We start from the raw sequence: 25143 nt of genomic DNA, 5'->3' as shown, positions 1-25143 counted from the left end.
AATTCCTGTACTGATGCGATCCATACTCCGCGATGAGATAAGGCTGATGCACCCATCGAGCCTGTTTTCGCTGTCTGAAAATTTGGAGAGGCTGAGCCGGGACGGTGACCCGCCAGAGGTGCTGGCGTTGACGGTAGACTTCGAGCGTTTCCGTCCTCTGCTGGTTGAGTGGCTTGGCTACAGCGACGGCGCGAAGGGCTGCAGACCGTCGTTTGATCCAGTCTCGATGTTCAAGGTGCTGGTGGTTCAGGCACAGCACAACCTGTCCAAGGCCCGGATGGAGTTCATGATCCGGGACCGGCTTTGATCGATGCGCTTCTTCGGCTTTGATCATGGCGGTACGATACCCGACGAGAACACCATCCGGCACTATCGCAAGCGACTGACGACAAGCGGCACGTTTGATGCGTTAATAAAGGCCTTCGAGCAGCAACTGCACGAACGCGGCTATCTCACCATGGGCGGGCAGATCGGGAACGCCACGCTGGTCCCCGTTCGCAAGCAGCGCAAGACCGAGGAAGAGAAGGCGACGGTCAAGGCGGGCAGGTCAGCAAAGCAGATCTGGCCGGGCAAGCCGAACAAGGCGCACCAGAAAGACGTCGATGTCCGCTGGACGGTGAAGGTCGGCGGCAAGGTCCGCTATCGTCCTGATGGCACGCCCCTGCTGCAGATCGCGACACCGGTGTTCGACTACAAAAGCCATATCAGCATCGACCGGCGCTTCGGCTTCATCCGCAAAGGCAAGGTCACCTCAGCGGCTCATAGCGACGGGCGTGAACTGCGTCATGTGATCGACCCGAACAACACCGCTTCTGATGTCTGGGCCGATAGTTCCTATCGCAGCCGGAAGAACGAGACGTGGCTGGCACGGCACATTTTCAAAAGCCGCATTCAACGCCGCAAGCCAAAGCACAAGCTCATGCCTGAGCGCACATCGAGGATCAATGCCGCCAAGTTAGCCGTGCGCGCCAAGGTCGAACATGTCTGCGCTCATCGGAATGGGCACTATGTTCTGTTCATCCGCACCATCGGCCTTGCCAGAGCGCAAGCCTAACTCACGCTAGCCAATCTGGCCTACAACTTCGACCATCTGATCTTCCATGAACGACAGGACGCGACGGGATAAGCGCGCCTGCAGGCCACCAGAAACGGCGGAAATGGCCGCAAAACAAACGAAAAGGCACCTACGAACCCGCTCAACCCGCCAACCTGAGTTCCCAAGGCGCTATCACCCTACGCGCACCGTAAAATGCGTTGTTATTGCGGGTGTCTAGCTTCTTGTGGTTGGGTGTTATCCCCTCACGCGCAAGAAGATAGCCCAGACTGCGATAGCCGAACCGCCTGCGTTAACTGGCTAACTCTCATAACCTTTGCCTTAGAGACGTGTCATCAGGTCGCGTGGACCCATGCCGTATCAATCGGCGGCTCACACCGACCTACCTGCGCGCCCGGCGCTCGCTCAGCCCGTGGTATTCGCGAGTACTAGCAACGGTGTCTCTTTTTGCACCGGGCGTTACCATTTTTGATGCCAGATCCTTCAGGACCGCATTGTCCAACATCTGATCAGCCACCAGCTTCTTCAGCCGTGCGTTCTCTTGCTCCAGCGTTCGTAGGCGACGTGCATCAGACACCTCCAGCCCTCCGAACTTCGATGTGTTCTTATAAGAGGTCGCAGAGCTAATCCCGTATTTGTCGCGACACACAAGCCGCCGGCATCCCAGCCCCCTGCTCCTTCAAAATCGCTATAATCTGCTCTTCTCTAAAACGGCTTCGCTTCATTCTCGTCTGACCCCTTCGTGTCAGACTCTAACAAAAATCGATCACATTTCAGGGGAGCACGTCAAACGGCCCCAGACCTAAACAGTCAAGAGCCCGCCCAATTCGAATAGAAGAAACCCAACATAAAAATCAATGGGATGTCCGTTCTTTATGTGCACTCGACACCCCTCACTTTGACTAAACTTGCAGATCAAAGGCGTACCTAAAAACCAACGGATTCACACTTGAACTATGAAAGATGGAACGTTGCAGACAGGCAGTGCAGCGCTTGAATAAGCTCGAACTTTGCTTCGGTTGAATCTAAACTTGGGTATTCATTCGCGCTGGAAACAAAAGTAAAACACTCTGCCGCCAGCGAATAATAACCTGCAATCTTCGCGCAATGGCCCAATTGGAAGATGGCCTCACCGCAGTCGGCCTTATTTTTGGCAAAATGAATGCCCGAACCAAAGAACAATATCGCTTCTTCGTAATATCCACGGTTTGCTAGTCTGTTCCCCAGTTTTATTGCAATGCTTGCTGATCGACTTGGGAACTCACCAAGGAAGGCAAGCTTAAGCGCATCGATAATATGCCCGCGGCCGATGCTTTTCATGGCAATGCTGTGCCGCGCCCTTCGGCTAAGCGACACAGCTTTTTGATAAGCCACGCCTTTGCCCAGCACCCAGGGCGACTTAGTTTTGAGCGAGCGATCTAGCGCTTGCAGGACGAGCGCACGATCCATCAGCCAATCGTCATAATGATTGCGGCTCAGCAACTCTAATTCGCCTGCTGAAGCCGAATATTGACTGGTGTCAAAAGGGTTCGGCAAGAAAGTGTCCTGTTCAGGCACCTTATGCTAATCAGTACGGTCGTAGATTCAGTGGGAAGGGAAAATCCCGCAACACCATTCAGGTCTCCGATCGCACACGAGCGGCATAACATAGTCTTGGTCTTTTGGTCCTGAATGTCGATCTGCAGAGTGCACTCATTTGAATTTTTCAGATCATAGTAAGCTTGCCAGTGACCAGCCCCAAGTAACGTCAACTCGCAAGACAAGATCGGGCCTTCCTTGGCTTCGATCCAACCTTCAAACTCATTGTGTTTGGCAGCGAGAGTGACATTGGGATGAAAGTAGAGCCTCTCACGCCAAGTCTGACAAATGGTCAACGAACTGTCGAGGCGCGGAATTACCAGAACATCATCGCCATAAATTGAAATGGTGTCTGCATATCGCTCGGCGATCATCTGAAACACTTGCCTCCGGCTCTTGCGCCCAGAGACCAGAAGTTGCTCAAACTGCAAAGCTTCATCGGGGGTTGGGGGGCGCGCTGCGGCGAAATCTATTGCCATGGAAACAAAGCGTTGTTCGTCGCCTTCAGCAAAGTTTAGCAGGTGCGCAAAGTCGTAGCGAGTGACGGGTTCCTGCTCTTGCACAAGAGCAATGTAACCAAAATGCGAAAGAAGGCCTTCGATGACTTGAAGCTTCGACCACTCATGACTAGCCAGTTTTTCATAAAAATCGCTAGATGGGGCAATATGATTCATTTCTGTAGAGGAGAGTACTTCGATACACGCGGTCAAAAAGTCAGCATCTCTCAGGGTCAAAGCCCGATAGATGCGCATTCTTTGCGCTCCGGTCATCTCTTTCAAGCTATCCGCCATTTTCATTAAGTAACTCGGCAATGCGCAACGCTGTTTGGCTTACATTCTGTTCGTCATAAATTGAGTCGATTTCCGCAGACTTTTGGCTAAGCAAAACTGGCAATTGCGACAGCGTCAGGATTGCTTCAGCTATGGTTTCGGGTCTGCAGTCTGTGAGCACGATATCGCCACCAGGTAAATCAGAGAAGATACTGCTTTCGGAGCGCAGGATCGGGACGCCCGCTGCCAGCCCCAGACGTGCAGCACCCGATGCCGATTCAGCTGTATCGGCATACGGCAAGCAAAGCAGATCGGACGCAGACAAGTCGCCGAGTACCTGAGACATAGTTTTGTGGCTCAAGTCGGACTTGATCGCAGCTTTTGCCGGAGAGTGACGGATTGCAGCCGCGATTTTGCTTAGTTCAAAGTGCGAAGCATGGGTTGGGAATGGCGAGCTGAGAACATGTAACTCCATGTCAGCATACAAAGCATGCGCCATAGAGAACGCTTCAATCAGTAGAGGCACTTGCTTGTTTTGTGCTACAAATCCAACGGTTGCTAGAGTGAAAGTGTCTCTGGTTTCTTGTGGCTCGAACATTTCGCGAGAGTAAATGAAATGTGGAATTACCTTTGACTTTGGGCGTACATCTTCCGGTAGATGCACAAGAGTTTGTTCGTTGTGCACGATAATATGTGTAAAGGCGCTGGTGAACCCGGTGCCGGCAAGGCCTTCCGGGTTATGCACGGTAAGTACTCTTTGTCGGTAACCAGCCTGCTTTAACGCCTGACCCAATTCGCTCAAGTTCTCTTTGGTAAAGAAAGAGGGGTGATACTGAAACCACAAGGCGTCGGAGCGAGAGCTCTTCAGCTTCTCCAAAAGATCCGTCTGTGGCTCGTCACCTGTGGCCCAGCAGCGATCAACAGGCGGTGTTCGGTCCGGCGAGCTCTGAGCGAGCCCTTCCGCTCTCTTCAATCTGCGGGCAAAGACCACCTCGATACGCTCAGAAAGCACTTTCTCCCCGATGAGGGCGCTGGCATATTCAAAAATGCCACACTCTTCCTCCCAAGTGGAGACCAGGTCAAATCTTGGTGTCTGATCTGTGGTGTCCAATTCAGCTCCATACTCCTCGAGTGTCGTAAACCACTTTTTCGCTCCGCTCTTGTTCAGGGATGGCCTTGAACACGTCGTGGTCGACCAAAAGCAAGAGGATATCGCATTCCTCAAGTGCTGAATCTATATCAACAAGCGATGCGTCGGTACCAGAAAACACCTTTGGCAATTCCCCGGCAAAGGGCTCAACCACTTTCACACGTGAACCAAAATCGTGGGCGAGAGATGCTGCGATTGCGAGCGCGGGGCTTTCTCTGAAGTCGTCAATGTTTGCTTTAAAAGCAAGGCCAAGACAGGCGATTTTTGCGTCTGGATGCTGGTCAGCGAGTGCCTTTGCTTTTGCAAGCACGTGGTGCATCTTCGCATCGTTCGTCTCGCGCGCTTGGCGGATGATTTTCGCTTTATCGGGTGCGCCATGGACGATGAACCACGGGTCCACGGCAATACAGTGTCCTCCCACGCCAGGGCCAGGCTGCAGGACGTTCACGCGCGGGTGACGGTTCGCGAGCCGGATCACCTCCCAAACGTCGAGGCCCTGTTTGTCCGCAATCATGGAGAGTTCATTGGCAAACGCAATATTCACATCGCGAAAGGCGTTTTCGACGAGTTTTGTCATCTCCGCGGAGCGCGCGTCAGTAACGACGCATTCGCCTCTTACAAAGCGTTTGTAAAAGGTAAGCGCTTTCCGCGCGCAACGCGGTGTAATCCCGCCGATAGAGCGATCATTGTGGATGAGTTCTTCGAGGATGCGACCAGGCAAAACCCGCTCCGGGCAATACGCGATTGAGACGTCTGGGGTTCCTTCGCACAGGCCTGGCATTGCCAGGTCGGGGCGTTTTTGTGCGAACACGTCGCGCATTTTCTCGGTCGTACCCACTGGAGAGGTGGATTCCAGAATTACGCAATCACCTTTCTTGAGAACGGCAGCCACCTTCTCCGCAGCATCTAACACGAAGGAAATATCGGGAGTATGTTTCCCATCGTTTGAAAAAGGAGTGGGTACTGCGATCACAAAGACATCGGCTGGTTCGACTTGAAGGCTAGCGGTCAGCATACCCTCATTCACAACCGATTGAACCAATCCGTCCAAATCGACCTCTTCGATATGGACCTCGCCCCGGTTGATCGTATTGACAACATGCTGGCTGACATCGACCCCGTGCACGCGGCATCCCGCACGTGCAATCACCGCTGAAGTCGGCAAGCCGATATAGCCAAGCCCGATTACGCTTGCGTTGAGCGTCTTACTGATCATTCGAAACTAACTCCAATGCCTTGGACTGTATATTATTTGAGATCTTGCCAAATGTGGCAGGGCTCTGCCACGATATCAATTTCCAAATAGGTGTGCTTATTCGGCAAGAAGATTGCAAATGCGTACTGCCGCCCGGCCATCTCCGAACGGATTGTGCGCGCGAGCCATGCTTTCATAGGCGTTTTTGTCATCGAGCAAGGCATTGACCTCGCGGATGATTGTGTCCGCGTCGGTGCCAACGAGCTTGGCCGTTCCTGCTTCGACACCCTCGGGCCGCTCGGTCGTCTCGCGCATTACAAGGACAGGTTTGCCAAGCGCGGGCGCTTCTTCCTGTACTCCGCCGCTGTCGGTCAGCATGATTGTAGCGATATCGAGAAGACGTGCAAAATGCGGGTAATCGAGCGGCTCGATCAGCGCGACGTTGTCTAGTCCTGCGAGCTTTTCATTCATCACGCTGCGCACATTGGGATTGAGGTGAACCGGGAAGATGATCGCCACATCCTCGCGCGCCGCAATCTCGCGAACGGCTCTGGCAATTGCCTCCATCCCTTCGCCGAAATTTTCGCGCCGGTGGCTGGTCATGCCGATGATGCGTTTGCCTTGGAAGCGCTCCTCGATATCAGCAAGGCCGGCGGCGAGTTGGGGCTTATCGGCGACCTCTTTCGTCACCCAATGCAGCGCGTCAATCACAGTATTGCCCGTCACATGGATAAGCGATGGATCAACGTTCTCGGCGCGAAGGGCATTGGCCGCGGTTTCAGTCGGCGCACAGTGGAGCTTGGCAAAACCGCCCACCACCTTGCGGTTCACCTCTTCGGGCCAGGGACGATAAATGTCACCGCTGCGAAGGCCTGCCTCTACATGACACACCGGTATTTGGCGGTAATAAGCCGCCAGCGCGCCCGCCATCACCGTGGATGTGTCGCCTTGAACGATGACCCAATCGGGCTTTTCTTCGTCCATCACAGCACCAATTCCAGTCAACGCCGCTGCGGTGAGCGCGTCGAGAGATTGATTAGGCTTCATCAGGTCGAGATCATGGTGAGGCTGAACTCCCGCAATCTCAAGCACGGAATCGAGCATGGAGCGGTGCTGGGCTGAGACGCAAATGCGGCTCACGAATCTTTGGTCTCCTTCCAAAGCATGGAGGAGGGGAAAGAGTTTAATTGCTTCTGGCCTTGTTCCGAAAACAGTTAGAATCCGTTTGCTATCTGCCATATGGCTCTTTCGATCTTTATAAGGTGGGAAGAGATTTTCGCGGGCCTCTTATGAGATAGGGAAGGATCTGGCTAGAGCTTTACCAAGTAATTCATGCAATATGGCGTAGGCGACTATGACGCTATTCACTGATGGGTCTTTATGAGCACGATGAGTACTACGATGAGCCAAAACCCCACAGCACACGCAAAAATGATCAGCATTCCTTCAGCAAAGCCAAGCGCGAATGTGAGCGCGAAGATCGCGGCATAGACATCGCGCGATGTGATTGCGGCAAGAAAGGTGGTGACCTTTGACGGGCGAGCGCGGAAATTGTTTTTCACCGCGTCAAAGGTGAAGGGGCCGCCCACGGCAATCGACCTCAATCCGAGTGCTGTCAGGCCGGTTGCTAAAATGCCTAAGCCAATTGCGCCATAGGACGCGGCCTCAACCTCGCCCTGCCAATAAAGGTTGAGAGAGGCGAGGCAGAGGAAGGCAAGGTTGGTGATGCCATCGGTGATCGTGTCGAGCTTCGCCCCGAACTGCGATGATCGCATGGTGGCGCGGGCGATCTCGCCATCCACACCATCAATCACTGATGCGGCATGGAAGAGAATTGCGCCCGCGATAAGGCCGTGCGCGCCGCCGAAGAGCAGGGCTGCGGCCATAAGAAGCCCGGTAAATGCTGCCAATCCGGTCGCATGGATTGGGGTGACGCCGGGTATCTTAAGCAGAACCCGCGATATTGAGCGGGAAATCGGGCGGTTCAAATATCTCGAAACGAGGCCATCAGAAGACTTGCCGGTCGCTTTGAGAATATTTGCACCAAGCGAGCGAAGAGCCTTTTGGGGCGACCCGACGTAGCTGCCGCAGAGCAACTCAACCGCATCGATTGCTTCGGTTTCGCCTTGCGAACCGTCCACTGGCACCTCGACCGCCTCCCATCGAACGTCGGGCAAGAGGCGGGCGAACTCGCTTTTCGTCCAGTCAGACGGGATCCACCCGTCCTGTGCGGCGATCAGGAGCTTGGGGCCCTCGCGCAAATCGCCCCGCTCTTTGAGCGCGAGCGCAGCGCGAACAGCGGTGGGCACGCCTGCGACAAGCTGGTTCGCGACGGCGTTACTGGGGAAGAACAGGAATTCTCGCGTCATGGACTGCTTCATTCTCCAGCGAAAAACCGTTTTCAAGACTGGCTCTTGCGCGTAATCGTGATTGGACAGGCGGACAAGTGTGCACCGCGTCAGGCTAGGTCGGATCAGGAGCAAAGCGCGAAGCGATATGGGCGATCTCAAGCCATCTGTCCAAAGTGCGCCATCGCTTAAACCGCGTCCGCGTGAGCTTGAAGATTGGTTCAACTTCTATCTTTACCACCCGCTCTCGATGAGGCTCGCCAAGGCTTTGGCGCCGACTTGGGTCACGCCCGATATGCTTTCCATCATGGGCGGATTGATGATTGTGATGGCGACTGTCGCTTATGTCGGCTTGCCCGGTGCGGCGGGCGTTGTTCTGGGCCTTGCACTTCACATGAGCTGGCACGTCTTCGACGGAGCTGATGGTGATTTGGCGCGATTGACGGGGCGCTCTTCCAGCAGGGGAGAGGTGATCGACGGCGTGTGCGATTATGTCGGCCACATTACTTTATACGTCAGCCTTGGCATCATGCTTCAGGCCGAGGTTGGGGCTGCCCTTGCGTGGACCCTCGCCATTGGCGCAGGGGCAGGGCGCATCGTGCAGGCCGCCCATTACGAAATCCAGCGCCGCCAATATCAACACTGGGTCTATGGAACGCATTTCTTGCGGAGTACGGTCGAGATGCCCGACCAGCCAAAGGGGATTTTAGGCGGCTTTGCGGCATATTATCTTTGGCTTGGCGAGATATTGGCTCCTGGAGCAAGGGCCGTCGATCAATTGGTGGCACAGGTTGATGGGCCGCGCCTTCCCGCCTTGCGCCAAATCATCGTCGAAGAGACGAAGCCGGTTCTGCGCTCGACTTATCTTCTCAGCGCAAATTACCGCACGCTTGCAATTGGCGCGTCGATGGCGGCGGGCTCGCCCATCTATTTCTTCGCATTGGAAGCAGTCGGTCTGACCTTGGTGCTGATCGTCTCGATCCTTGTTTCCGCCAGAGCTGCGCGCCGCATTCGCGTTCAGGCCAAGAGCTTGGTGTAGATTTCGACGTTTTTACGGGCGAAACTCTCCCAAGAGAGCTCTTCTGTCCTTTTCAGCCCCTTTGTGCGCATTCTCGAGGCCAGCTGGCTATCCTCTGCGACTTGGCGCAAAGCGCGGGCAATATCGTCACAGGCGCGCGGATCCACCAGAAGCGCCGCGCCGCCCGCGACTTCTGGCATGGCGCTCACATTGCTGGTGATGACCGGACAACCACAGGCCATCGCCTCGGCAACCGGATTGCCAAAGCCTTCGCATAAGGATGGATGAAGCAGGGCAAGCGCACCGGAATAAAGTTGTAAAAGTGTGTCGAATTCGACCGGTCCGGTGAAGTGGACACGATCCTCGACCCCAAGTCTGCGCGCCAATTCGACAAGCTTATCAATGCCTGAGGTGCGCCGCTGAACCATGACTAGGGCTATATCCGGGCGATTTGCGAAGGCTTTTGCGAAGCCTTCAATCGCGCCCTCATGGTTCTTGTAAGGTGCAAATTGTCCTGCGGTGAGAATGAAATTTTGATCATGCTTGAGCCCGATGTCTCGCAACACCGCAGGATCAACCGCGACCTTGCGAAAGCGCCTCGAAACCCCTGACAAGGTTACGTGGAGCCGCTGTGCGACATGCGGTCGATGCTCTATGATTGCTTGCTTTGTCGCCTCGCTGACCGTGGCGATGGCGGATGCTTCATTAAGCGCTCGATTGATGCCATGCCCATAGAAATGCCGCTCAATCAGCCCATAGGGTCGCGGATTGCACCATTTTGGATGAGTTAACCACATGATGTCATGCACTGTCGCGACCGTTTTCATGGTAAGGCCGCGCGGCAAAATATTGAACGGGGCATGAAACAAATCAACGCCGTCAAGGTCGATGATCGAGGGCAAAAACCACAATGTACCGGGACCATTTGCGGGATTGTGAAGGGGGATTTCCGTGACGTTGTCTGCTTTGCTTAATGCCTCGCAATGATCTGCGTTTCGGATCAAAATGAACCGATGTTCAGGCGCGAGCAAGGGGGCATGATCGACAAGCGCGCGGGTAACCTCTCCGATTCCGCTGGGCTTGTTTCCCAAGTATCGGCAGTCAATGCAGATGGTTTTCACAGATGAATGACCCGGTATTGCGATATGTTAATCTACCTAAGACCGCCTTTGGCCATGCGTTCGAGGTAAACAGGCGAATCGCTGCACGTGAAATTGGATGATTGCAAGACGAGACGTGTGGCAATTGGGTCAAGGCTGGAGGAAATTCGCGATCAAGCGTTTCTTTTAATGGTTGTGTGCAAGCGCGAATTGTGGGACGCAGAGTTATAGGTAAGCATAGTGATTGCAAAAGAGAATTGCCTCCAAGGGGGGATGGCTAAGTTCTTTTGATGTGGCGCGGTATGGTGTGTTTTTTGCCACGTCACAACGCTATCGCAGGCACTACCGAGGGGAGGGGCAAGTTTACGATGCGCACACGCGTGTCGGCATGATGGGTGTACTAGGAAGTAAAATGAAATCGATAAAAGTCGCCGTCGTCGGATTGGGTAATTGCGCTAGTTCGCTGATCCAGGGTGTATCATTTTATCGGTCGACGGGTTCGACCACCGGACTGATCCGGGAAATCGTGGGCGGCTATGCCGTTTCAGATATAGAATTTGTACTCGGCATCGATGTCGATGCGCGCAAAGTCGGGAAAGATATTTCCGAAGCGATCTTTGCATCTCCAAACAACACGACCGTATTTCACAAAGAGGTTGAAGCCACAGGCGCCAAAGTCGTCTGCGGGCCGGTCCTTGATGGCGTTGCGTCACACATGACCAATGCGGGTGAGCGTGGCTTTATGCTGGCTGATGATCATCAAGGGGCCTCTAAGGCCGAGATTGTTGAGGCGTTGCGCGCCTCCAAGGCCGATATTCTGGTCAATTTCCTGCCTGTTGGCTCGCAAAAGGCGACTGAATTCTACATGGACTGCGCGCTTGAGGCGGGCGTGGCAGTGGTTAATTGCATTCCGGTCTTTATTGCCAGTGACGAGCAGTGGGAAACCCGTTTCAAGGCCAAGGGCCTGCCGATTGTCGGTGACGACATCAAAGCGCAAGTGGGTGCCACTATCGTTCATCGCGCCTTGTCGAGCCTGTTCGCCGCGCGCGGCGCAGCGATTGAGCGGACCTATCAATTGAACACCGGTGGCAACACCGATTTTATGAATATGCTCGACCGCGACCGTTTGGGTTCGAAGAAAGAATCGAAAACGCAAGCGGTGCAAGCCGCTCTCGCTCAGCGTTTGGCTGATGAAAATATCCTCATCGGTCCCTCCGAATATGTCGCGTGGCAAAACGACAACAAAGTGTGCTTTTTGCGGGTCGAGGGAACGCAATGGGGCGAGGTTCCGATGAACCTGGAATTGCGCCTGTCAGTTGAAGACAGCCCCAATGCGGCTGCCTGTGTGGTGGATGCTATTCGCTATTGCAAACAAGCACTTGATCGCGGGGAAAGCGGGGCATTGACGCTTCCTTCCGCCTATTATTGCAAGCATCCGCCGGAACAAATCCCTGAGGATGTCGCAGCTGGCCTGCTCGACCAATATCAAACAAGCCTGCCAGAAGCAGCCGAGTAGGGCTGGGCGCGGCTGAGCCTTTTTTGCGCATCGTAATCAAGAGGATCGACAATGGACGGTCTTATTCTTGCCGCTGGTTTTGGAAGCCGTCTGCGCGAAATCGCAGCGTCGAAGCCGCTTGCGCGCGTGAACGGCGTATCGCTCCTGGAGTTGTCGCTACGCCAATTGGCAAGCGCTGGTGTCAACCGCGCTGTCGTAGTCACTGGCTATCAGGCAGACGCGGTTGAGGCGGCGGTCACTGAGTTGCGCGAACGGCTTGATGTGGAAATCCTCACCACCCGTGTGGATGATTGGGAAAAACCCAATGGCTATTCGGTCGTGGCGGGCGCGTCGCACCTGCCGGGCGAATATCTGTTGGTGATGTGTGACCACCTGCTTTCCACTCCGATTTTGCGCGGCCTTGCCAATTCGGGGTCACCCACACGCGATGTCACGCTTGCGATTGATCGACAGGTCGTCAGCCCGCTGATCGATCCCGATGATGCGACATGGGTGAAAATGCACGACGATGGTTTCATCGAAAGCATCGGCAAGGAGATCTCTCAATACGATGCGGTCGACTGCGGGGCGTTTCTCGCAGGGCCCGGTCTGGCACGAGCGATCCTGGCGGCGATTGCCGAGGGCAAATCGGGCTCTTTGTCTGACGGTATGCAATGGCTGGCGGATCGCGGCCGTGCGGCGACACTCGACATCGGCGCGCTGGAGGGCGGCCAAGCCTGGTGGATGGATGTCGATGATCCCAAGGCGCACGCGCTCGCTGAGGCGCAGTTGGCGGGAAGTTTTGCTCTGCTTGACGGGCGGGGCGAGGTGGCGCCTGCATGAGCCTTGCGGACATCTTTCTTGACGTAACACGGTTGGTTAGCCGCGCTTGGACCAAGCGGCGTTCGACCGGGATTGACCGCGTTTGCGAGGCTTATTGCCGCCATTTTCAGTCGCGCGCCCGCGCCGTGGTGCAGCACCGCGGGATCGTGCGTGTCCTTGATCAAGGCAATTCGCGCAAGCTGTTCTCTATGCTGCTTGAGCCGGGCGAAAATATCCGGCTTGAAGTGCTGCGGTTTGCATCGCTCATTCTCCCGCTTGCACCATCGCGCATTGAGGGTAATGGCGCGCTTTATATCAACACCAGTCACACCGATTTCGACCTGCCCTCTCATCATCGCTGGGTTGAAGAATGCAACCTTCGTGCGGTTTATTTCTTGCATGATCTCATACCCTTAACCCATCCTCGGTTAACCAGCGCTCATGCGGTCAAGCGCCACTTGGGACGAGTGCGCGGAGCGATCTGGCATGGGGCGGGCGTGATTGTGAACACGCGCGCAACCGAAATGGAATTGCGCAGCTTTGCCCGCAAACGTGCGTTGGATGTGCCCCCGGTGGTGGTTGCGCCGCTGGCTGGCGGCCAGATTTGCCAGGTGCCGACACAAGAGCCAGCAGACGCGGTGATCGCTCTGGATGCCGCTCACGACGATCATCTGGCACTGTCTGATCAAACACCCTATTTCGTGTGTCTGGGCACGATCGAGCGACGCAAGAATTATCGGATGTTATTGAGGGTGTGGGGGGAACTCGCCAAGGATTTTGGCAAAGGCTGCCCCAAGCTCGTGATCATTGGCCAAGAGGGGCGCGAGGCGCGCGAAATATTCGACGCCTATTATGCAAACCGCGACCTTCAGGATCTTGTCACCTTCAGAACCAATGCCACCGATGCCGAAGCTGCGCGCCTGATCAAAGGTGCGCGCGCTTTGTTGATGCCGAGCCACGCAGAAGGTTATGGCCTTCCAGTGATCGAAGCGCTCCAAATGGGCGTGCCGGTTATCGCAAACGACATTCCAAGTTTCCGCGAAATCGGACAGGGGATAGCTTTCTTGCTCAATATCAACGATGAAGCGGGTTGGAAGCGGGCCATTGGGCGCTTTGCTTTCGCTGATGACGAACGTGATCGGCAGCTTGAAATGATGGGGCGTTTTGAGCCCCCGACCTGGACGTCACATTTTGCAATCCTTGATCCTTGGCTGGATCGGTTGAAAACTGTGCCCCAGGCGCAAAATGAGAGAATCGAAGTCGAGTGTTAGACCGTCTAAAATCGATCAACCCACTGTTTATCTTCACAGTTATCCTTCCCACTCTGATCTCGATCTTGTATTTTGGGGTGTTGGCGAATGACGTCTACATTTCTGAATCTCGATTTGTCGTGCGCAACCCGTCGCAGAAGTCTGTATCTCCGATTGCGGCCGCTTTGGGTCAGGCGGGGCTGGGAGGCGGCGGTGGCGGGGCTGAAGGCAATGGAACTGTTACCGAATATATCCGCTCTCGACGCGCGCTCGCCGAGGCAAATGAAGATGGCTTCATCGTAGAGGCTTATACAGGCTCGGACATTTTCTTCTTTGATCGGTTCGGCACCCTTTGGGGGGAAAGCCAAGAGCAACTTTTTGAGTATTTTCTCGGCAAGGTTGGCATCGCCGAAGGTCTCTCGGGACAAGTGATGACATTGCGGGTCAGTGCTTTTGATCCTTCTGAAGCACAGGAAATCAACTCTCGCCTTCTCATGCAATCAGAAGATTTGGTGAACAGCCTTTCGGAACGCTCGCGTGATGACACTATTGCTCTGGCAAAGCAGCAAGTGGAAGAGGCGACGGATAACGCGCGGTCTGCTCGCATCGAATTGGCGCAGTTTAGAGGGGCAGAGCAGATTGTAGATCCCACACAGGAATCTTTGGTCGGCCTTCAGATGGTCGGAAAGCTTCAAGATCAGCTGATTTCAGCCAAAACCCAGTTGAGGCAGTTGCAAACCTACACCCCAAATGCTTCTCAGATCCCGTTTTTGCGCACTCAAGTTCGCCAGCTTGAAAGTGAAATAGAGCAGACGCGAAAAGATCTGACGAGTGGGCAGGGGTCACTGTCTGCTTCGATGGTGCGCTACCAAGAGTTGGCTGCAAATTCTGAATTTGCGGAACAGCAGCTTGCTATTGCTCTGGCCTCATTACAAGAAGCACAAGCTGAAGCTCGTCGAAAGAGTACCTACATCGAGCGCATATCGGACCCAAGCCTGCCGGATTTTGCTGCTGAACCGCGGCGTATCCGCAGCATCTTTGCGACCTTTGTGCTTGGTTTGCTCACTTGGGGCGTATTGTCGATGTTGATGATCGGCGTTCGCGAGCACCGTGACTAATGTCTTCTGGCGCGCTCAAGAATACTTCTCTTAAAGAGAGTTTCGCGGTGCAGGGGCGGGTCCTTGGCGCGCTGCTGATCCGTGAGGTCATCACTCGTTACGGGCGTCACAATATCGGCTTTCTGTGGCTGTTTGTTGAGCCCATGCTGTTCACCCTTGGCGTTACAGCGCTTTGGACCGCGACCAAAAGTTTTCACGGCAGTGACCTTCCTATCGCGGCGTTTGCGCTTAGCGGTTATTCATCCGTGCTTTTGTGGCGCAATATGCCGGGGCGCACGATTGGTGCGATCAGAGCGAGCTCTTCATTGCTTTATCATCGCAACATCAAGCCGTTGGACATCTACCTTGCTCGCGTCCTGCTCGAAGCTGGCGGTGCGTCTATTTCCTTTCTCTTGTTGAGTGTCGTTTTCATTGCGATCGAGTGGATAGCACCGCCTGAGGATATTCTTATTGTCATCGGCGGTTGGTTGCTGCTTACTTGGTTTGGCTCTGCTCTGGCGATATTGATTGGCTCCTTGTCTTATCTGAGTGAGCTGGTCGATAAGTTCTGGCACCCGTTTTCATACCTTATGTTTCCCCTTTCGGGTGCGGCTTTTCTGGTGTCAGCGCTGCCGAGAAACTTTCAAGAAATTGTACTTATTTTGCCGATGGTTCACGCGGTCGAATTCATACGGGAAGGGTATTTTGGGTCGAAGATTACATCAATCTACGACCTGTCTTATCTTATTGTCTTCAACCTAGTTTTGTCGGTCGCTGCGCTTCTCTTCTTGCGCTACATTTCGCGCCGGGTGGTGCCGGGATGATCAGGGTTGAAAATCTATACAAAAAATATCCTACGCGCTTCGGCGAAAAACTGGTTTTGGAGAACCTCAATTTTGAGCTGCAGAAGGGCGAAAAGCTCGGCATTTTGGGACGCAACGGGGCTGGCAAATCTACACTTATTCGCCTGATAAGCGGAGCAGAATTTCCAACCAGCGGCCGGGTTATTACTGATATGAGTGTTTCGTGGCCGCTGGCGTTTGGCGGTGCGTTTCAGGAAAATCTTACGGGCATTGACAATGTCCGCTTCATCAGTCGCATTTACGATCAAGATTTCGAAAAAAATCTTGCCTTCGTCGAAGACTTTTCGGAACTCGGTCAATATCTACGCGAGGAAGTGCGTACCTATTCTTCGGGAATGCGCGCAAGGCTCGCATTCGCAATCTCTATGATCACCGAGTTTGATTGTTTTCTCATCGATGAAGTTAGCGCAGTGGGCGATGCCCGTTTTCACGCGCGGTGCAATTACGAGTTGTTTGAGCGGCGCGCGGATCGCGCAATGATCATCGTATCTCACAATGTCAGCTACATCAGTAATAACTGCAATAAATTTGCGTTGCTGCATGATGCCCAGCTCAAAATATACGATGATTTCGAAGAAGCTTATAGCGAGTTCCGCTCCAAAATCGGTATCGCAGACAAGCAAGTTCTCGCAGCACATAAGCCGGAATTGGCAGCCACCTCGCGCAAGCAAATCATCGAGGTTACCAATTCCACCGCGCTGCACGACGAGAAGTTTCTCAACCTTGTGCTCGAGGCCGACATTTCAATGCAAGCCAAGCGGTGGGAAGAGGCTCGTAAAGTCTTTGAAAAAGCCTTTGAAATTTTCCCTTACAATGGCGTCTATTGGAACCAATGGGCCCATGCCGTGAAAGAGGCGGGCGACTACGAACTCGCTGAAATAGGGTATCGTACAAGTTGCGCTTTGGGACAGTCTGTAGGCGAAACCGAAGAGTTCATGACCTTCGTATTGAAGCAGCTTGATCGCTTTCCCGCAGACAAACCGTTAAAAGGCCTCAATTCAGGCCCTACCCACGCACAGCCTTTGAGCATACCCGATGTCGCGATCTTTGGACGCGCAGCATGGGGTGTAAAGGAACTTGAGCGCCGCGATCTTATGCATTTGATGCGAGAATACGAAGACCTTGATGGATGCCTTGCGGGAATGATCAAGGATGATCGGTTTGCTCAGATGCACCAGCAATGGCTCAAGTCGAGCGACGATCCTAAAGCTCTTGGAAAACAAATCATTTCAAGCGGAAAGGCGACCAGAAGTCCGGAGCCTTGGGTGAGCAGCCTAGTGACAATTGCCGAGGTTGAAAAACGTGAAAAGGGTATCCGCAGAGTGGCTCGTATGATTGAGACCATGAGTGATGCGCTTCCAGTTCTGATTGCGAGCGGGGGGTTCGCAAAATGGCCAAAAACACAAGCCGCTTTACAAGAGCGCTTTGCCTAAAGGAATTGTGAGCGCGCGTTAGCGCAGCTCCTTTGATGGTTATGATTACAGATCGACTATACAAACTGCGTCATTGGATTGGAGAGCTGGGTTTCGACAAGAACCCCTCTGGCTATAGCGTTGTCGAAGGCACGCCCACACTCGAGGCACCTGTGTCTCAGGCGTGTACGCAAACTCAGATGGGATCTGAAATCTACGCGCAGCATTGCGCCAAGTTAAAGGAGAAACCCTGGCTCCATCGCAAACAATGGGAATTCGTCTATATTGTCCAATGCCTGTCTCTCCATGACATGTTGAAGCCCGGACGCTCTGGCATTGGCTTTGGCGTTGGGGGGGAGCCTTTGCCCGCTTTATTTGCGAAGATGGGTGTGCGAGTTCTCGGCACTGACCTTGATCCTGAGCACGCGGAGGGTCTTGGTTGGATTGAGACAAATCAACACGCGGCCAGCAAGAACGCGATGAATAACCGCGGGATTTGTTCTCCAGAAGAATTCGAACGGCTGGTCTCATTCCGGTCAATGGATATGAACGCGATAGCCCCCGATACGGCTGGCAAGTTTGATTTTTGCTGGTCCGCGTGCGCGCTTGAGCATCTTGGCTCAATCGACAAGGGACTGCAATTTATTGAGAATTCGATTGCTTGCTTGCGCCCTGGAGGACTGGCTGTGCACACGACCGAGTACAACTGCTCGTCAAACACCACGACGCTCGACAATACGTCGACTGTGCTTTTTCGTCGTCGCGATTTTGAGAAATTGGGCAAATATCTCGCGCGCAAAGGGCACAAGGTCTCGTTTAACTTCGGCACTGGCGATCAGCCTGCGGACCAGCACATCGATGTGCCGCCCTACACGCAGGAGCCGCATCTCAAACTTCAAATTGCTGAATGGACGACGACGAGCTTCGGCATCATGGTTCGTAAGGCGGATTAGACGATGCCTTCGGTCCTCATCGACGGTTACAACCTTGCCATGGCGAAGGGGACCGGGATTGCGACCTATGCGCGCAACCTGTGCACAGAGGTATCGGGCCTGGGGCATGAAGTGTCGGTCCTTTACGGAGAGCGAATTGCTGAAGGCGACGATCCCCTTCTGCGCGAGATCGCTTTTTTCGACCCGGTTGAACTGCCCAAAAGCAAATTTGGCAAGGTCATCCGCGCGCTCAAAAATGGTTCGCGAAGCCCTTTTGACTTAACCCCTCGCGAGCTTGATCTATCGGGAAAGGTAGTGCCCCACCCTTTTGCGGGGCGCCTGCCGATATGCGATCGCATCTTTAATGGCGAGGATTTGTTCCACCGCGCAAATGCTGGTTTCGCTGTTGGGCGTGGATTTTCCAAAGTGCATATGCCAGCGAATATAGATCTCGCGCATTGGACTTACCCGCTTCCGATTGAGGCGAAGGGCGCTGCCAATATCTACACCATGCATGATCTGGTTCCCCTGCGCCTGCCATACACTACGCTTGATAATAAACGTGCCTATCTGAAGCTTGTGAAGCAGATTGCGAGCCGTGCTGATCATATCGTCACGGTGTCTGAGTGTTCTAAACGGGACATAATTGACCTGCTTGGCATCCCGGAAGAAAGGGTCACCAATACTTATCAATCGGTTGCCATTCCCGATGATGCTCTGAAATTCAGCGATGAAGAGGTTCAGCGCATCGTCGAGGGTGGCTTTGATGTGGGGTATAAAGACTATTCGCTTTTCTGGGGCTCCATCGAGCCCAAGAAGAACATCCACCGCATGATTGAGGGCTATCTCGCAAGCGGGGCAGAAGCCTCACTCGTAATTGTTGGGGCAAGAGCGTGGAAGTCGGAGGAGGAACTGCGGTTGGTGACTGAAGCTGCGGGGCGCGGCAAATCGCGCATCATCCAGCTTTCCTATTGTCCACAGGGAACGCTCGTCAATTTGATCAGAGGGGCAAAAGCTGCGATTTTCCCCTCACTCTACGAAGGTTTCGGACTCCCTGCTTTAGAGGCAATGTTGCTCGGGACACCAGTGATCGGCTCTAACACCGGGTCTTTGCCAGAGGTCATCGGCGATGCAGGACTTCAGGTGGATCCGTACGATTCAAAAGCGATTGCCGGGGCTTTTAGCCAGATGGAGACGGATGACGGTTTGCGCGCGGAACTGATCGTCAAAGGCAAAGCTCAAGCGGAGCTGTTTTCACCCGCAGCCTATCGCAAGCGTCTTGATGCGCTTTATCGAAAATTGCTGTAAGAACGCGTTCAAAATTGGAATTAGTGAAATGAATACGAAGCCACTGGGCGATAGATACGACGACGCTCGACGCGGGGGGCTTAAGATAGCTCTTGCTGTGATGCTTGCCGTGCTTGTGACCGGCTGCTCATCTTTGGGCGCGGCAGGCCCTTCTGGTGGCAACATCCGTAGTGCCGATAGCGAAAGCTATGAGGGCAAAGGTATCGAAATCGTCGAACTCGACGGGCGCGCACTTGCCCGGCTCGATCAATATGGCCGCTCCTTTGAATTTGCTGAGGTGTTCACAGAACCCACACCATCGGTCGAACTCATTGGCTACGGCGATGTTCTTGATATCGGGATATGGGAGGCTCCACCTGCCGTTCTGTTCGGCGGGGGCGTTGCCGCTGCGGGTACCGGACTCGCTCCGCAGGCGGGGGCCTTTTCCAGTGTTCCGCAACAGGTTGTCGGTGAAGATGGCACCGTTTCGGTGCCTTTTGTTGGCCCGATCAATGTTATCGGGCGCAAGGTCAGCGATGTTGAACGCGCCATTGTACGCAGCCTTCGCGGTAGGGCGCATGACCCGCAGGCAATCGTACGCCTTGTTCGCAATGAGACCACGGTGACGGTTCTGGGAGAGGTTGCCCAGTCGAAGCGGATGCCGTTGAGCGCGCGCGGGGAGCGGGTTCTTGATGCTTTGGCGAGTGCTGGTGGCACACGTAACCCTGTCGATCGTTCGATCGTCCAGATTACCCGAGGAAACAAAGTCGTAGCGATGCCTTTGAGCCGTGTGGTCACTGACGCTGATCAGAACGTGAAACTCCTGCCCGATGATGTGGTCACGGTTCTGTTCCAACCCTTCAGCTTCGTCGCACTTGGTGCGGTTCGCCAAAGCGCAGAGGTGCCGTTTGATGGGTCGGGATTGTCTTTGGCTCAGGCTCTAGGTCGAGTGGGTGGGCTCAATGATGGACGCGCAGATGTGAAGGGTGTTTTTGTCTTTCGTCTAGAAGACCGTGAGGCCTTCGGAGATGATCTCGATCCGGGCGTCAATATGACCGCAGACGGACGCGTGCCAGTCATTTATCGTTTGAACCTGTCTGATCCGGCGAGCCTTTTTGCGATGCAGGATTTTGCGATCAGAGATGATGACGTGCTCTATGTCTCGACTGCGCCGGGTGCTGATCTCCAGCGCTTTGTCTCGACCATCTCAAGCGCAGCGTTCTCAGTAATCGGGATTACCAACGCGCTGTCGACCAACAATAACTAAGCGCGCTTTACGCCATCTGTCCAACACGGCGCAGGTGGTATTGATAACCGCCAAAAGCGGTATCAAGCGCCAGGATGCGCTTGTGATAATGGCTGACGCTGAGTTCATCGGTCATGCCGACCCCGCCGTGCGTCTGGATTGCAGCCTCGCCGATTTCGCGGCCGAGCTTACCCATTTGCCCTTTGAGCGTCGCAATATCGCGCGGCGTCGCTGCGCCCGAATTGGCAAGCGCGGCGGTGTAGGTGAGTGTCGAGAGCGCCTTAGTATAAGCGATTTTCATATCCGCCAGCCTGTGAGCAACAACTTGGAATGCCCCGATAGGCTGGCCGAATTGCTTGCGGGTCATGGCATATTCGCTGGTCAGATTGAGAAGCGCCTTCATCGCGCCCAAGCCTTCCGCACATTGTACGATGATGGCTTTCGCAAGGATCGCGTCGAGTGCATCGCCTGCATCTTCGAGCAAGACGGTGGCGGGCACCGCGTCAAAACGCACGGTCGCCGCCGCACGCCCGTCTATGGTTTTGTAGGGGCGCGTTGTAAGCCCGCTTGTGCCCTTCTCGACGAGGTAGAAGCCAAGTTTACCCGTGTCAGTCGCCCTCGCGACCACCAGCAGCGCGTCGGCATCATCGCCTGCTATCACAAGCGTTTTTTCGCCGTTGAGGGTGGCTTGGCCGCCGGCAACCTCAACCTGCATGGAGATTTGTTCAGACGTGGCGGTGCCATTGCCCTCCTCATAAGCGAAGGCGACAATCGCCTCGCCGCTGCCAAGTTTCTCGACCCATTCAAGCGCCTCTGCTGTTCCACTTTCCGCTAAAGCGCCGCCTGCGAGCACCGTCGAGGCGACATAGGGTTCCACGACCAGATATTCACCCAAAGACCCTGCGAAGGCGACGAGGTCGGCAATGGAGCCGCCAAGCCCGCCGTGCTCTTCGCTGAAAGGCAGCAGCGTGAGGCCGAGTTCGGCAAAATCCGTCCAAACATCGGCAGACCACGGCGCATCGGAAGCGACGAGCGCTTGCCGGGTGTCGAAATCGTATTTGCGCGTCAGCAGCTTTGCGACGCTTTCACGCAGCATTTCCTGTTCTTGAGAGAAGCTGAAATCCATTGTCCTTACACTCCTGCTGCAAGACTGCGCGAAATGAGGTCACGCTGAACCTCATTCGAACCAGCATAGATCGAGGCGGCGCGGCTGTTGAGGTACAGCGGCATCGAGATGAGATCGAACTCGCTGCCTAGAGGTTCGACATTTGATCCAACGCGTAGCGCTTCCAACTGCCGAGCGAGCCCGCCCACGCCGGACACTTTGCTCATCAAGGTCGAGGCGCGCTGCAGAAGTTCGGAATTGATTGTCTTGTTGAGCGACGGGAAAGCGGGGTCGTTGGCAATCGGATGGCCGCTGATCGCAAGTTTTTCCATGTGGCCAAGGCTTGCGACATCGGCGTGAAGCTCGCCAAATTCGCTCTGGAAAACCGGATCATCTGCGAGCATTCCGCCAAAGGGCGAGGGGGTTTTCGCCGCCGCCTCTTTTGCGCGGTCGAGATAATGCACCAGCGTTGGCGAGGACGCAGAGCCGCCGCGTTCGTGTTTGAGCAAATGCTTGGCAACGCTCCACCCATCATTCTCCTCGCCCACGCGGCCAGATTGGGGTACGCGCACGTTGTCGAAAAACACTTCGCATTGCTCAGGCACACCATCGAGGCCGACGATAGGGCGGATTTCCATGCCCGGATAATCCACCCGGTCGAGCAGGAGGAAGGTGATGCCCTGCTGTTTCTTGCCCGAATTGTCAGTGCGCACCAGCATGAACATCCGGTTCGCGTGGTGGGCATAAGTGGTCCAGATTTTGGAGCCGTTGATGATGTAATCATCGCCATCTGGCTCAGCGCGGCATTGCAGCGAGGCAAGGTCAGACCCGGACCCCGGCTCCGAATACCCCTGCGCCCAAAAATCCTCACCCGCCAAGATCGGGGAAAGATACTTCGCCTTCTGCTCCTCTGTTCCGATGTCGATCAGGAGCGGCCCCACCATGCCAAGGCTTTGCGGCAAAAGCGGAGGCAAATCGGCCTTCCGATACTCTTCGGCAAAGATAAAGCGCTGCTCCACGCTCCACCCCGTGCCACCATATTCGACCGGCCAATGCGGCGCTGCCCAGCCTTTTTTGGCAAGAATTTTGTGCCATTCCATGCACTGATCGAAGGGGGCAAAAACGCTGGTGGTCTTGCGCCCCGCCTCGCGGATGGCAGGTGTTGGAGCGGTGGCGAAAAACTCGGCGACTTCCGCGCGGAAGGCTTCGAGTTCTGGTGAGAATTCGACGTTCATTGGTTCGCCTCTATTTCGGGGGCATCCGGATTGCGCCATCCAACCGGAACTGGTGGCCATTGATATAAGAATTGCGCGCGATCTCGCAGATGAGTGAGGCAAACTCTTCAGGTTCCCCCAGACGCTTGGGGAAGGGGACAGAGGCGTTCAATTGGTCCCACATTTGCGGGTTGCGGTCCTTCATCCCGAGCATCAGCGGCGTGGCAAAAATACCCGGCATGACCGAGTTCACTCTGATGCCCAAATCCATCAAATCGCGGGCCATCGGAAGCACCAGGCCGTTCACGCCCGACTTGCACGAGCCATAGATGACTTGCCCGATCTGCCCATCCTGCGCCGCGACGCTTGCGGTGAGAGTGATCGAACCACGCTCGCCATCCTCGTTCAGGGGCTCTGCGTTCGCCATGCCGAGTGCCGAAATGCTGGCGACGCGGTAACTGGCGATCAGAATGCCTTCCGCTCCAAAGGCATAATCTTCGGTCGAAAGGCGCTTGTAGCCACCGGTTGCCTTGTCGAAGCCGATAGTCTTGCCGCGCTTGGACGCCATTGCGCAGTGGACGGTGACGCGCTCCTGACCATTGGCAGCGCGAGCGGCGGCAAAGCCTGCTTCGACGCTTTCTTCGTCCATAATATCGACATGGTGGAAGGTGCCGCCAATCGCCGCTGCGTGCTCTTCGCCTGCCTCGTCATTGATGTCGAATATCGCGACTTTAAGCCCGGCCTGCGCCAGCGCCGCAGCGCTCGCCCGGCCAAGTCCAGATGCGCCGCCCGTGACCACTGCGGCCATACCTTGCTGAAGTTTCATGTCCTCTCCTCATCTCTCTTTGCACTCAGGCTAACCCGCTTTGCGCGCTTGCGCTAGGTTTCAATTTGCTATTGTTCTAAAGGCTGTGGCTGGCCAGCGTGAAAGCGCGTGCTAGAGGAAGGCGATGGACGCTTTTCTTCTCGCCTTGATCCTGACCTTCGTGATTGCGCTTGGTGGGCGTGAGCAGATGATTGTCGCGCAGTTTTCGAGCGCTACTGATCGTAATGGGCCGCTTCTCATCATCGCCATTTCTTGTGCCGTGGCGACGGCGGCGGTGATGGCCTATGCGGGCGCGACTATCGCCTCGATCCTCCCTCGGCGGGCCGCTGAAATGCTTGTCGCTTTTGCGCTTATCGCGGGCGCGGTGGAATTGTTCTGGCCGGTCAAGGTTAAGCCGATGAAGGAGCCCACCCGCTCCTATGTCGCGATCGGCGCAGTGCTGGTTTTTCGCCAGATGCAGGATGCAGCCCGCTTTGCCATTTTCGCGCTTGCCGCATGGGCGGTCTATCCAACCACTGCTCTCATCGGAGGGGCAATGGCTGGTGTCGCATCCGTCGTGCTTGGCTGGTCGTTGGGCGTGGAAGCGCTGAATAAACTACCCCTTCGTGCGATCCGGTTTGCTTTGGGTGTTTGTATGATTATTGCGGGTGTTGTGATCGGATTGAACGCACGTTTCATGTTTCTGTGATCGCTTTGCACGATCACTGCGAATTTGAATTTCTCGAAACGATTAGCGGGGTCTGTCCGTTGGTTAAGTGAACGCATCGAACGGCGCACGTTCCTCGAATGTCTCGAGCTTTTGGCGCCCGAAGCAAATTTAAGGAGGAAAGCTATGCTTGACCCCAACAATTCACAAACCACCCAAATGGTATCAGAAATCAACGCCCTGCTGGCCGATCACTTCGCGCTTTACGTGAAGACCAAGAACTTCCACTGGCACGTGAAGGGCCCGCGTTTTCGCGATTTGCACGTCCTGTTTGACGAACAAGCCATCGAAATTCGCGACCAGATCGACGATATCGGTGAGCGTGCCCGGAAAATTGGCGGCGATACAATCACCTCGCTCGGCATGATCACGCAGCACACGCAGGTGAAGGACGAAGACAACACCGACCTCACCGCCGAGGAAATGGTCGTGAAACTGCGCGACGATAACAAGGCGATGGTCGAGCGCCTGAAGTCGATGAAGGCCACGGCAGAGGCAGCAGGCGACAACGCGACCGATGGCATGATCGATGATTGGACCGACATGGCAGAGGAACGCGTATGGTTCCTGAATTCGGTACTCGGCTAACAGCAACGAAGGTCTTGAAAACCTATTCATAATTCAAAAGGGCCGTTTCCGTTTGGCGGGAGCGGCTCTTTTGCTATGCTTGCGGGC

Annotated in this window: 24 protein-coding genes and 1 pseudogene; 14 read left to right on the top strand and 11 right to left on the bottom strand. The window is 54.9% G+C overall.

Going from position 1 to position 25143, the window contains the following annotated elements; translation table 11 throughout:
* Positions 1 to 13: 13 nt before the first annotated feature.
* Together INR77_RS13750 and INR77_RS13745 are read left to right on the top strand one after the other, a co-directional pair.
* Positions 14 to 307, top strand: a complete 294-nt coding sequence (locus INR77_RS13750) for a transposase (protein WP_255573797.1) — start codon at positions 14 to 16, stop codon at positions 305 to 307.
* Positions 308 to 310: 3 nt separating this feature from the next.
* Positions 311 to 1054: a hypothetical protein gene (locus tag INR77_RS13745; protein WP_223071584.1), complete on the top strand. Its 744-nt coding sequence runs from the start codon at positions 311 to 313 to the stop codon at positions 1052 to 1054.
* A gap of 217 nt (positions 1055 to 1271) precedes the next feature.
* Here INR77_RS13745 and INR77_RS15945 read toward each other — a convergent pair.
* From INR77_RS15945 to INR77_RS13715, 7 genes and pseudogenes are all read right to left on the bottom strand, one after another.
* Positions 1272 to 1779: pseudogene (locus tag INR77_RS15945) on the bottom strand (transposase); the annotation flags it as partial.
* A 229-nt stretch (positions 1780 to 2008) separates the two neighbouring features.
* Positions 2009 to 2590 carry a hypothetical protein gene (locus tag INR77_RS13740; RefSeq protein ID WP_223071583.1) on the bottom strand — a complete coding sequence of 194 codons (582 nt, stop codon included), beginning with the start codon at positions 2588 to 2590 and terminating at the stop codon, positions 2009 to 2011.
* Positions 2539 to 3429, bottom strand: coding sequence for a hypothetical protein (locus INR77_RS13735; RefSeq protein ID WP_223071582.1), 891 nt, complete (start codon positions 3427 to 3429; stop codon positions 2539 to 2541). The genes INR77_RS13740 and INR77_RS13735 overlap by 52 nt, the downstream gene beginning before the upstream one ends.
* Positions 3413 to 4513 (bottom strand): hypothetical protein, encoded by a 1101-nt coding sequence (locus INR77_RS13730; RefSeq protein WP_223071581.1) that lies wholly within the window; start codon positions 4511 to 4513, stop codon positions 3413 to 3415. Before INR77_RS13730 ends, INR77_RS13735 begins: the two co-directional genes overlap by 17 nt.
* A 1-nt stretch (position 4514) precedes the next feature.
* Positions 4515 to 5768: a UDP-N-acetyl-D-mannosamine dehydrogenase gene (gene wecC / locus INR77_RS13725; protein WP_223071580.1), complete on the bottom strand. Its 1254-nt coding sequence runs from the start codon at positions 5766 to 5768 to the stop codon at positions 4515 to 4517.
* A 96-nt stretch (positions 5769 to 5864) separates the two neighbouring features.
* The gene (gene wecB / locus INR77_RS13720; RefSeq protein ID WP_223071579.1) at positions 5865 to 6986 is read right to left on the bottom strand and encodes a non-hydrolyzing UDP-N-acetylglucosamine 2-epimerase; all 1122 of its coding nucleotides are present in this window, start codon (positions 6984 to 6986) and stop codon (positions 5865 to 5867) included.
* Positions 6987 to 7111: 125 nt separating this feature from the next.
* Positions 7112 to 8116, bottom strand: a complete 1005-nt coding sequence (locus INR77_RS13715; protein WP_223071578.1) for a CDP-alcohol phosphatidyltransferase family protein — start codon at positions 8114 to 8116, stop codon at positions 7112 to 7114.
* A 127-nt stretch (positions 8117 to 8243) separates the two neighbouring features.
* Here INR77_RS13715 and INR77_RS13710 point away from each other — a divergent pair, with 127 nt between their 5' ends.
* Complete coding sequence (locus INR77_RS13710; RefSeq protein ID WP_223071577.1) at positions 8244 to 9134, top strand: CDP-alcohol phosphatidyltransferase family protein; 891 nt, start codon at positions 8244 to 8246, stop codon at positions 9132 to 9134.
* Here the strand turns inward: INR77_RS13710 and INR77_RS13705 are convergent.
* Positions 9113 to 10204, bottom strand: coding sequence for a glycosyltransferase family 1 protein (locus INR77_RS13705; RefSeq protein WP_223071576.1), 1092 nt, complete (start codon positions 10202 to 10204; stop codon positions 9113 to 9115). The two genes, INR77_RS13710 and INR77_RS13705, sit on opposite strands and share 22 nt — an antisense overlap.
* Before the next feature lie 421 nt (positions 10205 to 10625).
* Here INR77_RS13705 and INR77_RS13700 point away from each other — a divergent pair, with 421 nt between their 5' ends.
* The 9 genes from INR77_RS13700 to INR77_RS13660 are packed head-to-tail and all read left to right on the top strand — an operon-like array spanning position 10626 to position 20638.
* Complete coding sequence (locus INR77_RS13700) at positions 10626 to 11729, top strand: inositol-3-phosphate synthase (protein WP_223071575.1); 1104 nt, start codon at positions 10626 to 10628, stop codon at positions 11727 to 11729.
* A 51-nt stretch (positions 11730 to 11780) separates the two neighbouring features.
* Positions 11781 to 12551, top strand: a complete 771-nt coding sequence (locus INR77_RS13695) for an NTP transferase domain-containing protein (protein WP_223071574.1) — start codon at positions 11781 to 11783, stop codon at positions 12549 to 12551.
* Positions 12548 to 13801, top strand: coding sequence for a glycosyltransferase family 1 protein (locus INR77_RS13690; RefSeq protein WP_223071573.1), 1254 nt, complete (start codon positions 12548 to 12550; stop codon positions 13799 to 13801). Before INR77_RS13695 ends, INR77_RS13690 begins: the two co-directional genes overlap by 4 nt.
* Positions 13795 to 14898 (top strand): hypothetical protein, encoded by a 1104-nt coding sequence (locus tag INR77_RS13685; RefSeq protein ID WP_223071572.1) that lies wholly within the window; start codon positions 13795 to 13797, stop codon positions 14896 to 14898. Before INR77_RS13690 ends, INR77_RS13685 begins: the two co-directional genes overlap by 7 nt.
* Complete coding sequence (locus INR77_RS13680; RefSeq protein WP_223071571.1) at positions 14898 to 15701, top strand: ABC transporter permease; 804 nt, start codon at positions 14898 to 14900, stop codon at positions 15699 to 15701. The genes INR77_RS13685 and INR77_RS13680 overlap by 1 nt, the downstream gene beginning before the upstream one ends.
* Positions 15702 to 15757: 56 nt before the next feature.
* Positions 15758 to 17173 (top strand): ATP-binding cassette domain-containing protein, encoded by a 1416-nt coding sequence (locus tag INR77_RS16045; protein WP_370632229.1) that lies wholly within the window; start codon positions 15758 to 15760, stop codon positions 17171 to 17173.
* A gap of 35 nt (positions 17174 to 17208) precedes the next feature.
* A complete protein-coding gene (locus INR77_RS13670; protein ID WP_223071569.1) occupies positions 17209 to 18105 on the top strand; it encodes a cyclopropane-fatty-acyl-phospholipid synthase family protein in 897 nt (298 codons plus the stop codon).
* Positions 18106 to 18108: 3 nt separating this feature from the next.
* Positions 18109 to 19392 (top strand): glycosyltransferase family 1 protein, encoded by a 1284-nt coding sequence (locus INR77_RS13665; protein WP_223071568.1) that lies wholly within the window; start codon positions 18109 to 18111, stop codon positions 19390 to 19392.
* A gap of 28 nt (positions 19393 to 19420) precedes the next feature.
* A complete protein-coding gene (locus tag INR77_RS13660) occupies positions 19421 to 20638 on the top strand; it encodes a polysaccharide biosynthesis/export family protein (RefSeq protein WP_223071567.1) in 1218 nt (405 codons plus the stop codon).
* Between the two features lie 7 nt (positions 20639 to 20645).
* Here the strand turns inward: INR77_RS13660 and INR77_RS13655 are convergent, their stop codons facing one another.
* Genes INR77_RS13655 through INR77_RS13645 form a run of 3 tightly spaced genes read right to left on the bottom strand, consistent with a single transcriptional unit; the run spans position 20646 to position 23762 of the window.
* The gene (locus INR77_RS13655) at positions 20646 to 21743 is read right to left on the bottom strand and encodes an acyl-CoA dehydrogenase family protein (RefSeq protein ID WP_223071566.1); all 1098 of its coding nucleotides are present in this window, start codon (positions 21741 to 21743) and stop codon (positions 20646 to 20648) included.
* Between the two features lie 5 nt (positions 21744 to 21748).
* Positions 21749 to 22957: an acyl-CoA dehydrogenase family protein gene (locus tag INR77_RS13650; RefSeq protein ID WP_223071565.1), complete on the bottom strand. Its 1209-nt coding sequence runs from the start codon at positions 22955 to 22957 to the stop codon at positions 21749 to 21751.
* Positions 22958 to 22967: 10 nt separating this feature from the next.
* Positions 22968 to 23762, bottom strand: a complete 795-nt coding sequence (locus INR77_RS13645) for an SDR family oxidoreductase (RefSeq protein ID WP_223071564.1) — start codon at positions 23760 to 23762, stop codon at positions 22968 to 22970.
* Positions 23763 to 23886: 124 nt separating this feature from the next.
* On the opposite strand from INR77_RS13645, the gene INR77_RS13640 reads away from it, so the two are divergent.
* Together INR77_RS13640 and INR77_RS13635 are read left to right on the top strand one after the other, a co-directional pair.
* Complete coding sequence (locus INR77_RS13640) at positions 23887 to 24450, top strand: hypothetical protein (RefSeq protein ID WP_223071563.1); 564 nt, start codon at positions 23887 to 23889, stop codon at positions 24448 to 24450.
* 144 nt (positions 24451 to 24594) lie between these two features.
* On the top strand, positions 24595 to 25056 hold the full coding sequence (locus tag INR77_RS13635) for a Dps family protein (RefSeq protein WP_223071562.1): 462 nt from the start codon (positions 24595 to 24597) through the stop codon (positions 25054 to 25056).
* Positions 25057 to 25143 lie beyond the last annotated feature (87 nt).

This window comes from Erythrobacter sp. SCSIO 43205, from assembly GCF_019904235.1.
Classification (GTDB): Bacteria; Pseudomonadota; Alphaproteobacteria; order Sphingomonadales; family Sphingomonadaceae; genus Erythrobacter.
The sequence above is the reverse complement of the archived record's forward strand: the minus strand, read 5'-3'. Positions and strand labels throughout refer to the sequence as shown.

Bases quoted from the DNA above. Each gene is read 5' to 3' on its own strand.
- INR77_RS13750 (WP_255573797.1), top strand. From the start codon at position 14: ATGCGATCCATACTCCGCGATGAGATAAGGCTGATGCACCCATCGAGC.
- INR77_RS13745 (WP_223071584.1), top strand. From the start codon at position 311: ATGCGCTTCTTCGGCTTTGATCATGGCGGTACGATACCCGACGAGAAC.
- INR77_RS13735 (WP_223071582.1), bottom strand. From the start codon at position 3,429: ATGAAAATGGCGGATAGCTTGAAAGAGATGACCGGAGCGCAAAGAATG.
- wecC (WP_223071580.1), bottom strand. From the start codon at position 5,768: ATGATCAGTAAGACGCTCAACGCAAGCGTAATCGGGCTTGGCTATATC.
- wecB (WP_223071579.1), bottom strand. From the start codon at position 6,986: ATGGCAGATAGCAAACGGATTCTAACTGTTTTCGGAACAAGGCCAGAA.
- INR77_RS13715 (WP_223071578.1), bottom strand. From the start codon at position 8,116: ATGACGCGAGAATTCCTGTTCTTCCCCAGTAACGCCGTCGCGAACCAG.
- INR77_RS13710 (WP_223071577.1), top strand. From the start codon at position 8,244: ATGGGCGATCTCAAGCCATCTGTCCAAAGTGCGCCATCGCTTAAACCG.
- INR77_RS13700 (WP_223071575.1), top strand. From the start codon at position 10,626: ATGAAATCGATAAAAGTCGCCGTCGTCGGATTGGGTAATTGCGCTAGT.
- INR77_RS13695 (WP_223071574.1), top strand. From the start codon at position 11,781: ATGGACGGTCTTATTCTTGCCGCTGGTTTTGGAAGCCGTCTGCGCGAA.
- INR77_RS13690 (WP_223071573.1), top strand. From the start codon at position 12,548: ATGAGCCTTGCGGACATCTTTCTTGACGTAACACGGTTGGTTAGCCGC.
- INR77_RS13680 (WP_223071571.1), top strand. From the start codon at position 14,898: ATGTCTTCTGGCGCGCTCAAGAATACTTCTCTTAAAGAGAGTTTCGCG.
- INR77_RS13670 (WP_223071569.1), top strand. From the start codon at position 17,209: ATGGTTATGATTACAGATCGACTATACAAACTGCGTCATTGGATTGGA.
- INR77_RS13665 (WP_223071568.1), top strand. From the start codon at position 18,109: ATGCCTTCGGTCCTCATCGACGGTTACAACCTTGCCATGGCGAAGGGG.
- INR77_RS13660 (WP_223071567.1), top strand. From the start codon at position 19,421: ATGAATACGAAGCCACTGGGCGATAGATACGACGACGCTCGACGCGGG.
- INR77_RS13655 (WP_223071566.1), bottom strand. From the start codon at position 21,743: ATGGATTTCAGCTTCTCTCAAGAACAGGAAATGCTGCGTGAAAGCGTC.
- INR77_RS13650 (WP_223071565.1), bottom strand. From the start codon at position 22,957: ATGAACGTCGAATTCTCACCAGAACTCGAAGCCTTCCGCGCGGAAGTC.
- INR77_RS13645 (WP_223071564.1), bottom strand. From the start codon at position 23,762: ATGAAACTTCAGCAAGGTATGGCCGCAGTGGTCACGGGCGGCGCATCT.
- INR77_RS13640 (WP_223071563.1), top strand. From the start codon at position 23,887: ATGGACGCTTTTCTTCTCGCCTTGATCCTGACCTTCGTGATTGCGCTT.
- INR77_RS13635 (WP_223071562.1), top strand. From the start codon at position 24,595: ATGCTTGACCCCAACAATTCACAAACCACCCAAATGGTATCAGAAATC.